This is a genomic window from Nostoc cf. edaphicum LEGE 07299 (assembly GCF_015207245.1).
In the GTDB taxonomy this organism is placed as follows: domain Bacteria; phylum Cyanobacteriota; class Cyanobacteriia; order Cyanobacteriales; family Nostocaceae; genus Nostoc; species Nostoc edaphicum_B.
In genome coordinates this window covers 1-9,153 of the sequence record NZ_JADEXF010000074.1, presented here as the reverse complement: position 1 = coordinate 9,153, position 9,153 = coordinate 1, and the positions used below count along the sequence as shown (strand labels likewise).

Annotated in this window: 12 protein-coding genes; 10 read left to right on the top strand and 2 right to left on the bottom strand. The window is 40.6% G+C overall.

What is annotated here, in order from left to right; translation table 11 throughout:
- Positions 1-859 (bottom strand): sensor histidine kinase (locus IQ229_RS03760; protein ID WP_322743938.1); only part of this gene is annotated, 859 nt, incomplete at its 3' end.
- Positions 860-1,137: 278 nt separating this feature from the next.
- Between IQ229_RS03760 and petN the strand changes: the two genes are divergently transcribed.
- The 10 genes from petN to IQ229_RS03715 all read left to right on the top strand — a co-directional run bounded on the left by petN (position 1,138) and on the right by IQ229_RS03715 (position 7,263).
- Positions 1,138-1,227: a cytochrome b6-f complex subunit PetN gene (petN, locus tag IQ229_RS03755; protein ID WP_012408302.1), complete on the top strand. Its 90-nt coding sequence runs from the start codon at positions 1,138-1,140 to the stop codon at positions 1,225-1,227.
- 7 nt (positions 1,228-1,234) lie between these two features.
- Complete coding sequence (locus tag IQ229_RS03750) at positions 1,235-1,396, top strand: hypothetical protein (protein ID WP_194041407.1); 162 nt, start codon at positions 1,235-1,237, stop codon at positions 1,394-1,396.
- A 154-nt stretch (positions 1,397-1,550) separates the two neighbouring features.
- Complete coding sequence (locus IQ229_RS03745) at positions 1,551-4,700, top strand: GAF domain-containing protein (RefSeq protein ID WP_194041405.1); 3,150 nt, start codon at positions 1,551-1,553, stop codon at positions 4,698-4,700.
- Positions 4,701-4,780: 80 nt separating this feature from the next.
- Positions 4,781-5,005 (top strand): hypothetical protein, encoded by a 225-nt coding sequence (locus IQ229_RS23705; protein ID WP_228013089.1) that lies wholly within the window; start codon positions 4,781-4,783, stop codon positions 5,003-5,005.
- Between the two features lie 139 nt (positions 5,006-5,144).
- Positions 5,145-5,471, top strand: coding sequence for a hypothetical protein (locus IQ229_RS03740; RefSeq protein WP_194041403.1), 327 nt, complete (start codon positions 5,145-5,147; stop codon positions 5,469-5,471).
- A gap of 39 nt (positions 5,472-5,510) precedes the next feature.
- Positions 5,511-5,927 (top strand): PIN domain-containing protein, encoded by a 417-nt coding sequence (locus IQ229_RS03735; protein WP_228013087.1) that lies wholly within the window; start codon positions 5,511-5,513, stop codon positions 5,925-5,927.
- Positions 5,928-6,100: 173 nt separating this feature from the next.
- Entirely contained in the window at positions 6,101-6,361 is a 261-nt protein-coding gene (locus tag IQ229_RS03730; RefSeq protein ID WP_194041401.1) for a hypothetical protein, read from the top strand.
- A 10-nt stretch (positions 6,362-6,371) separates the two neighbouring features.
- Positions 6,372-6,650 (top strand): hypothetical protein, encoded by a 279-nt coding sequence (locus IQ229_RS03725; protein WP_194041400.1) that lies wholly within the window; start codon positions 6,372-6,374, stop codon positions 6,648-6,650.
- The gene (locus IQ229_RS03720) at positions 6,647-7,096 is read left to right on the top strand and encodes a type II toxin-antitoxin system VapC family toxin (protein ID WP_194041398.1); all 450 of its coding nucleotides are present in this window, start codon (positions 6,647-6,649) and stop codon (positions 7,094-7,096) included. The genes IQ229_RS03725 and IQ229_RS03720 overlap by 4 nt, the downstream gene beginning before the upstream one ends.
- Positions 7,097-7,101: 5 nt before the next feature.
- Positions 7,102-7,263 (top strand): hypothetical protein, encoded by a 162-nt coding sequence (locus IQ229_RS03715; RefSeq protein WP_194041396.1) that lies wholly within the window; start codon positions 7,102-7,104, stop codon positions 7,261-7,263.
- A gap of 656 nt (positions 7,264-7,919) precedes the next feature.
- On the opposite strand, the gene IQ229_RS03710 is transcribed toward IQ229_RS03715, so the two are convergent.
- Positions 7,920-9,153 (bottom strand): NAD(P)(+) transhydrogenase (Re/Si-specific) subunit beta (locus IQ229_RS03710; RefSeq protein WP_194041394.1); only part of this gene is annotated, 1,234 nt, incomplete at its 5' end.

Here is a 9,153-nt window from a genome sequence, read left to right as displayed (position 1 = left end):
AGTTAATCAGTACTTGCCGCAAGCGTTTTTCATCAGTATGAATGCCCGTTGGTAAATCAGGATCGAGTTGGACGTAAAATGCGATCGCCTTTTGTTCTGCCCGGATGCGGGAAATTTCAGTCACACTATCTATAAAAGCAGGCAAGTAGAAATCAACAGGATACAATTCTAGTTTTCGGGCTTCTATTTTGGAGAGATCGAGGACATCATTAATTAGGGTTAAAAGATGAGAACCACATTGATAAATAATGCTGACTCCTTTACGTCCTTTCTCACTCAAAGATTCTGTGCGTTGGAGAATTTGTGTATAGCCAAGAATACCGTTAAGAGGTGTGCGTAGTTCATGACTCATATTGGCAAGAAATTCACTCTTGGCTTGGTTGGAGCTTTGAGCGACTTCTTCTGCTAGGCGTAGTTCTTTCTCGATGCGCTTGCGCTCGACAATTTCAGTTGAAAGCACTCGATTAATAACTTCTAACTGAGCAGGACTAGGTAGGCTTAGAGCTTGAGGCATGAGATAAAATAACGCAAATGCCGTATATATCGAAATAATGGCAGTTAAAGCTTTTAAAGTACCTGCAATCCAATAGTCTGGATGCCAAAGCGTCCAAATATCCATCAGGTGTCCAGTACCGCAGGCAATGATAAAAGCACCAAATAACAAAAAGACCCCATTAAAAGGAAGGTCTTTACGCTTGGAAATAAAATAAATCAGTAGGAAGGGAATAGAATAATAGGCTAGAGCGATCGTGGCATCAGAAATAATGTGGAGCCAAACTAATCCAGTTTGCCAAAGATAACAATGTCCGTGGGGAATAAAACCGTTGGAGTGAAAAGGGTAGTTGAAAAATGTCGGCATGATATTAGAGGTTGCGGGATTGGAGATATATACGCATAGCCCTAGTATTCCCAAAGTATCAAGTTACAAAGCGCGATCGCTACTTTTTCACATTCGTCTTTATCATTGCTTAAAGTACTAGCGTATCAATAAAATTTGGTGTCTTTTTTGCGTAAGCGTAGCCCGTTGTAGACATCGCACACAAAACTTACAATGTCATTGATAAAAAAATCTCAGCTTACCCAATCCCTGTATGATAAATATTAGAAACCTTTTGTAATTATTTGAAAAGTGGGACTATGGAGATTTTGACACTAGGTTGGGTATCGCTGTTGGTTGTGTTCACTTGGTCAATTGCAATGGTAGTGTGGGGACGTAACGGACTGTAGAGGTATTGTGGAAAGTCCATTCTTGAGTATTTTGGTTTTAGTTGCTGTAGTGCTGCTCGTAGTAGTCACTGGTGGTATTGGTTATTTGACCCTGGCAGATTGGCGCGATCGCCGTCGTCGAGAGGAAGAGAAACGCACCACCCGCAGCGCCACTCCCAAGCGGCGATAATTTTCTCGTAATTGAAAATCTTTATTGTAGGGACATGATATTATCGTGTCCCTACAGTATTTTGTATGACATTCCCAGGAAATAACTGTTACCTTTGCGATCGCAACGGGAATCATGAGATAGAAGACTTTCAATATTTAAAGTCCCACTGGGAATGGAAAACTCCTCTACTACTCAACCCATACAACCAAATTCACAACGGCAAGAATCTCATTCAGATGTGACATGCTCCTTGCGTCAGAATGAGCAACAAAAAGCCTTATCTGGAGTTATTGCCCGTATTCGGGAGTCTCTAGACATAGAAACTATCTTCAAAATTACAGTCACTGAAGTTCGCCAACTTCTGAAAACCGATCGGGTTGGCGTGTTTCGTTTTTATCCTGATTTGGCATGGGAAGGGGAATTTATCTATGAAGATGTGGCAACAGAATGGGATTCGGCACTAGCAGCCAAACTGCGCGACCACTGCTTTAGTGAGGAGTTTGCAGGACTGTATCAGCAAGGTCGAATTCGAGCAATAGCTGATATTTATCAAGTTAATGCCAGTGATTGCTACATCCAGATTCTGGAAAGATTCCAAGTACGTGCCAATATAATTGCCCCCTTGATCAAAGGTAAAGAGTTATGGGGATTGTTGTGTATTCATCAGTGTGGTAGCCCTCGACAATGGGAAGCATCAGAAATTGAGTTTGTGCAATTAATCGCCGAACATCTAGGAGTTGCTTTACAGCAAGCAGATTACCTAGAACAAGTAAAACTACAATCAGCAGAACTAGCACAAGCAAAAGCCAGAGAAAAAGCAGCCCAATGGCAGAAAACCATAGCCATCACCATTGAGAAAATTCGTCAGTCCCTAGATTTGGAAAGCATTTTCCACACAACCACCGTAGAACTTAGGCAGCTGCTAAATGCTGATCGCGTGGCTATCTATCGCTTCAATCCCGATTGGAGTGGTGAATTCGTGTTTGAATCAGTGGCAGAAGGTTGGGTTTCCCTCATAGAGCAACAGTCGCAACGGCCGGAATTGAAAGAGAATGTCAGCGAATGTAGTGCCAAAGATTTAGCTAAACCTCCAGTCGCTGATACCTATTTACAAGATACAGAGGGTGGGAACTTCACTCAGTGTGAAGTGTACCGAATTTGTAATGATATTTACAATTCAGGCTTTAGCGATTGCTACATTAAAATTTTAGAGATATATCAAGCAAGAGCTTATGCGATCGTTGCTATTTACCACGGTCAGAAGCTTTGGGGCTTGCTAGCAGCGTACCAAAATGCTGGTGCTCGTGATTGGCAAAAAGATGAGGTTTACTTACTTACCCAAGTGGGCACTCAACTAGGTGTGGCTTTGCAGCAAGCGGAATTTATCCAACAAATGCAGATCCAAGCAGCAGAGATCAGCAAAGCTGCTGAAAGACAAAGGGCGTTAGCGAACACTGTCGAAAAAATTCGTCAGTCTCTTGATATTGAAGCCATATTTAAAACCACTACTCAAGAAGTCCAACGACTATTAGAAGTGGAACGAGTCGCAATTTATCGCTTCTATCCTGATTGGAGTGGGGAATTTGTGGCTGATTCCATCGTTGATGGCTGGACACCAATTGTTAAGCCGCAGCCAGTAACAGAAGGCGTTCTTGTGCAAGGAAAACAAGCAGGTAAATATGCACGTAATGAAGTTTTTGTCCCAATTTCTCAGGGTGAAAAGCTGTGGGGATTGCTAGTAGCTTATCAAAACTCCCAGCCTCGTTATTGGCAAGATGAAGAAATCAACTTGCTAGCACAAGTTGGCGTTCAATTGGGGGTAGCATTACAGCAAGCTGAATCTTTGACACAGATGCAGATGCAAGCCCAAAAACTGGCTCAAGCGGCCGAACGAGAACGGAAAGCAGCTGAAAGGCAGAAGGCCCTAGCCGCAACGGTAGAGAAAATCCGCCACTCTCTTGATATTGACACCATCTTTGCGACCAGTACAGAAGAAGTCCGACGGCTATTGGAAGTTGACCGAGTAACAATCTATCGATTCGGAACTGATTGGAGTGGGAAATTTGTTGCTGAGTCTTTAGCCCAAGGTTGGACACCAGTAAAGGAAATTGTACCTGCGATATCTACGACGGGCTATGCCTACGCAAGTAATTACTTGCAAGAAACCCAAGGTGGGGATTTTGCTAATGGTAAAACTCTTGTTATTAAGGATATTTACAGCACCGATGAGTCTATTTCTTATATTGCCCTGATTAAACTAATGGAAGCTAGGGCATATATGATTGTGCCGATTTTTCAGGGTGAGAAACTTTGGGGATTGCTAGCAGCTTATCAAAATATCCAACCCCGTGATTGGCAAGAAGATGAGGTAGATTTGCTGATGCAGATTGGTACTCAGTTAGGGGTAGGACTTCAGCAAGCGGAATTACTCGAACAAACTCAATGTCAAAAAGAAGAACTGACCCAGACTCTTAAAGAATTACAGCACACTCAGAGCCAGTTAATTCAAAGTGAGAAAATGGCAGGCTTAGGGCAGTTAGTTGCTGGCGTAGCACATGAAATTAATAACCCGATTAGTTTCATTTATGGGAATATCACTTATGTTACTGAACATACCGAAAATTTATTTAAATTACTGCGCCTTTATCAAAAACAGTATCCTAAAGCAACAGGAGAAATTCAAAAGCAAGTAGCAGCACTAGATTTAGATTTCATTAATGATGACTTGCCCAAAATTCTGACTTCAATGAAGATAGGCGCAGAGCGGATCTCTCAATTAGTCTTGTCGTTACGAAGTTTTTCTCGACTTGACGAAGCAGGAATGAAGCCCGTTGACCTTCATGAAGGTATTGACAGTACTTTGCTAATTTTACAACATCGACTGCAACCAGAAACTAATTCTTTTGCGATTGAGGTAGTTAAACAATATGGTGAATTACCTCCAGTAGTCTGCTATGCAGCCCAGATGAATCAGGTATTTATGAATATTCTCAATAATGCAATCGATGCACTGGAAAACTCAGCAACTAGTGGAAAAAGAATTGACAATCCTAAAATTTGGATACGTACAAAAGTCATAGAAGCGAATACTGTTCTGATTTGGATTGCTGACAATGGTTGTGGGATTCCAGAGATTGTGCGACCGCGCATTTTTGAACCTTTCTTTACCACTAAACAACCTGGACAAGGTACTGGTTTGGGGTTATCTATTAGTTACCAAATTATTGTAGAAAAACACGGCGGTACTATCAAATGTGTTTCTGAACCTGCTAATGGTTGTGAGTTCTGGATACAAATTCCGATGAAACGGATAGTTAGTTAAGAAAGCAATCAGGCGATGCCTTCTCTACGAGAGGCTACGCCTTTTTTAACGAATCACTCCAGGCGCAGAGGACACAGAGGATGAAGAGAGCGATCGCAGCTTGGTTGCGTAGTCCTGGTTATAAGGAGATAAGGAGACAACAGGTGATCGCTCTTTTTAACGAACCACAGAGGCGCAGAGAACGCAGAGGAAGGAAGAAGAGGGCGATGCCTGCGGTGCGCTTTCCTCTAAGCATTTCAATAAAAGTTAGCGATCGCTTTTTTATCTTACGCAATAGGCGCACTCGATTAGGAACCGATTCTTGATCAGTTCAATACCATGTAAGCATCGGGACGTTCTCAGTAAACTAAAATAGCTATTCACGCTAAAATATAATATGACTACCAGCGCTAAAACTGATTAATATCTACTCGTGTTTTTAAATTATCTACTTGCAAGTTATTTATGAACAATAATCAATCGCTCACACCAAAATCATCAATTACACCCCGCACTGAACTATTATTAGAAATTCAACAAATTCCAGAAGAATATGTACCAGAATTACTACAAATTGTCCGTCTATTTCGTCAAAGTGTGACAATGAAACAGACATCATTAAATAACTGGGAAGATGCTATTCATGAAATTAATCAGAGTGATGCTGTCAAACAACAAGAAAGGAAAACAAACATCAAAAAAATATTTGAGTCATGGAATGAGTTAGATGAAGAACAAGAACAACAAGAAACCTTAGAAATTATTGAATCTATGAAAGGTATTTCTATTTAAAACAGGATAAGTAAGGTTATTATCTTAAATTCTGCACCTGTGGGATTAATTACTAATCCAAAAGCAACGCCTCTAGCTGTGCAATATCAAGAATGGTTTTATACGCTATTTGAAAGAGGATATGGAGTAATTTTACCAGAAATTATAGATTATGAAATTAGACGGGAATTATTAAGGGCAAATAAATTATCAGGAATTAGAAAACTTAATCAACTAAAGTCAGAAATTATCTATCTTCCTATTACAACAGAAGTGATGTTGAAAGTAGCAGAGTTATGGGCACAAGTCAGAAATCAAGGTAAATCGACAGCAGATAATAAAGCTTTAGATGGTGATGTAATTTTGGCGTCTCAATCTATTTTAGTTGCTAATTATGGGCATGAGGTTATTATTGCCACAAGCAACGAAAAACATCTATCTATTTTTATTGATGCTAGAGAATGGCAAGAAATTTAGAATGTGAAGTGCGCGATCGCTATTTTTAACGAACCACAGAGACGCAGAGTACACAGAGGAAGAAGAGAGCGATACCTTTGGCGGGCTTTGCCTACGCATTGTGGAGATTTTTCAGGCGATCGCTTATTATAATTTCACTAGCACTAGTAATATAAGTTGCTCTATGAATTAATATGGAAACTAAAGAAATTCTCCAAGCACTCCCAAACCTGAGCATAAGCGATCGCCTGAAGGTAGCTGAGTCAGCGCTGCAATTAGTTCTTCAAGAAAAACACTCACTTACCAAAGATGAGCAAAAACGCCAATTAACACTAGCGGCAGTGACAGCTATTGCAGATTATGCACCTGGTAGTGAATTAGATATATTCTCTGACTTAGAGGGAGAAAACTTTTGCCATTATCCAGATGAAGACTTCTACAACTCAGAGAATTAGGAGACAACAAATGACCATACAGCTACAATTGAAACCAGAAATAGAGGCTCGTCTCATTGCTGAAGCTGCTGCACAAGGTTTATCGGTAGAAGCTTATCTTGCATCTCTCATTGAAAACAGTTTAATGAGCCATGAAGAAAGTTTTTTTTATCAAGTATCAACTCAGCAAGAATGGGAAGCTATATTAACAGATTTAATAAATAGTCCTGCTTTTTCTTTAGCGCCACCACTTTCAGACGCAGCGATTAGTCGAGAGAATATTTACACCAGAGAAGATGAAATGTTATGAGCTATTTGGTGGATACTAATATTTTGCTGCGTTTGGTGCAGAAGAATAGCTCAATGCACTTTGATACTCAAAGAGCCATATTGATACTTAAGAGACAAGGGGAACTATTATATATAATTCCACAGAATCTCATTGAGTTTTGGGCTGTTGCTACAAGACCAATTAATAGTAATGGTTTAGGTTTATCCACGGCTCAAGCAGTAGAAGAAACTGATAAACTTAAGAAGATATTTATACTACACCTTGATATACCTGCTATTTTTGGTGAATGGGAATCTCTAATTATTAAATACCAAGTCATGGGAAAACAGGTGCATGATGCACGTTTAGTTGCAGCGATGATAACACACCAGATTACACATCTACTTACATTTAATATTGATGATTTTAAACGTTTTTCTGAAATTGTAGTTGTTGATCCACGCAGTATTACACCACAATCTTAATTATATTGCTAGAGCGATCGCACTGTGGAGATTTGGCGATCGCTCTTTTAACGAACCATAGAGGTGCAGAGTACACAGAGAGAGGAAGAAGAGAGCGATCGCACTGTAGAGATTTAGCGATCGCTCTTTTTAACGAACCACAGAGACACAGAGAACACAGAGGATGAAGAGGGGCGATCGTATGGTGGAGTTTTGCAGGTGATCGCTTCTTAAAAAATTTGGAAGGGCGTTAGGTTAGCTTACCATTCACATAGCATCTCATAAAAAAGGTATTGCCTTTTTTATAGACAATCCGTACAAGTACAGAGGACAAAGAGGAAAAAAGACAAGTAATCTCGTAGCGGTAAGTGAGCAGTTTGACAAATTTTATATGTTATCAGACTTCAACATTGTTTTTATATTCATATCTTTTCTTTCTATTCTGTACTTATCTCATTTAAATGATACTAAAGTTAAAAATTTAATGTTAAAAGCTATATGTATCGCATTTCTATCATTATCACTTTTATTTTTACTCTCTAATGAATGTTTCCAAGATATTAATGATAAGGGAAATTGCACACTACGGATATTTGTTGAATGTAAATCTTTTATAGATGAGAAAGCTCCGTTTGTACCAAAAATTACAAATTGTAGAAACATAATAACTAATAAAATTCTTCATACGTTTGTGGACGACTAATTTAATTATTTGTACTTTAAGCAACATAAATTTATAGATTGCAAAACTACTGTTGATACTCCCCTAAGTGCTACCAAAAAAGCTTGCCTTAGAAGCATTACAAGCTCCAAGGCAAGCTAACTCTAAATTATTGTTGGTTCGTTAAAGTTGCTTCACTTCCGAAACCAACTTTGCCACCATATCCTTCGCACTACCAAAAAGCATCGTAGTTTTATCCTTGTAGAACAACTCATTATCTACACCGGCAAAACCCGTACTCATCCCGCGCTTAATTACAATCGTCTGCTTCGCCCGATCTACTTCCAAAATCGGCATACCATAAATCGGGCTATTTTTATCACTCCGCGCCGCCGGATTTACCACATCATTTGCCCCAATTATTAAAGCCACATCCGCTTGATCAAACTGGGGATTAATATCATCCATGTCGTACAACTGGGTATAAGGCACATTTGCCTCCGCCAATAACACATTCATGTGCCCCGGCATTCTCCCAGCAACGGGGTGAATGGCATACTTGACATCAACACCCATTTTTTCTAACTGATCTGACAATTCCCGAACGCTATGTTGCGCTTGGGCAACTGCCATACCATAACCGGGCACAATTACCACAGAACGGGCATAACCCAACATCATCGCCCCTTCTTCAGGATCGATGCTGCGGACGCTTTGATCGGTTGCACCACCACTAGCAGCACCACCACCAGAACTAGAACCTGTACCAAAAGCGCTGAACAGCACACTAAATAAGGAGCGGTTCATCGCCTTACACATAATCTCGGTGAGGATTAAGCCAGATGCTCCTACCAAAGCACCAGCGATGATTAACATATTGTTCATCACCACGAATCCAGCCGCCGCCGCCGCCACACCTGACAACGAGTTCAACAGCGAGATTACTACTGGCATATCGCCGCCACCGATGGGAATGACGAACATCACACCCAGCACCAATGAAACGCCAACCACTCCCAAGAATATGGGTAAGCTATCTGGTGTGATGATTAAGTAGGCACTACCTACTATATAAGCACCCAGAAGCAAGAGGTTAAATGGTTGCTGGAATGGAAATGTAATCGGAGAACCGCTAATTAAACCTTGCAATTTGGCAAAGGCTAAAAAACTACCGGTGAAGGTAACACCACCGATTAACACATCCAACAGCATGGAAATGTTGACATCTAGGGGTATCGGCTGAGAACTATCTAATAACCGCCAGAATTCGGCAACGGCTACTAATGCAGAAGCCGCACCGCCCAAACCGTTGAGTAAACCCACCATTTGGGGCATTTCGGTCATTTGGACTTTGTAGGCAACGATCGCACCAATTCCCGATCCAATCGCCAAGCCCAACAATATCATCTCGTAGTTC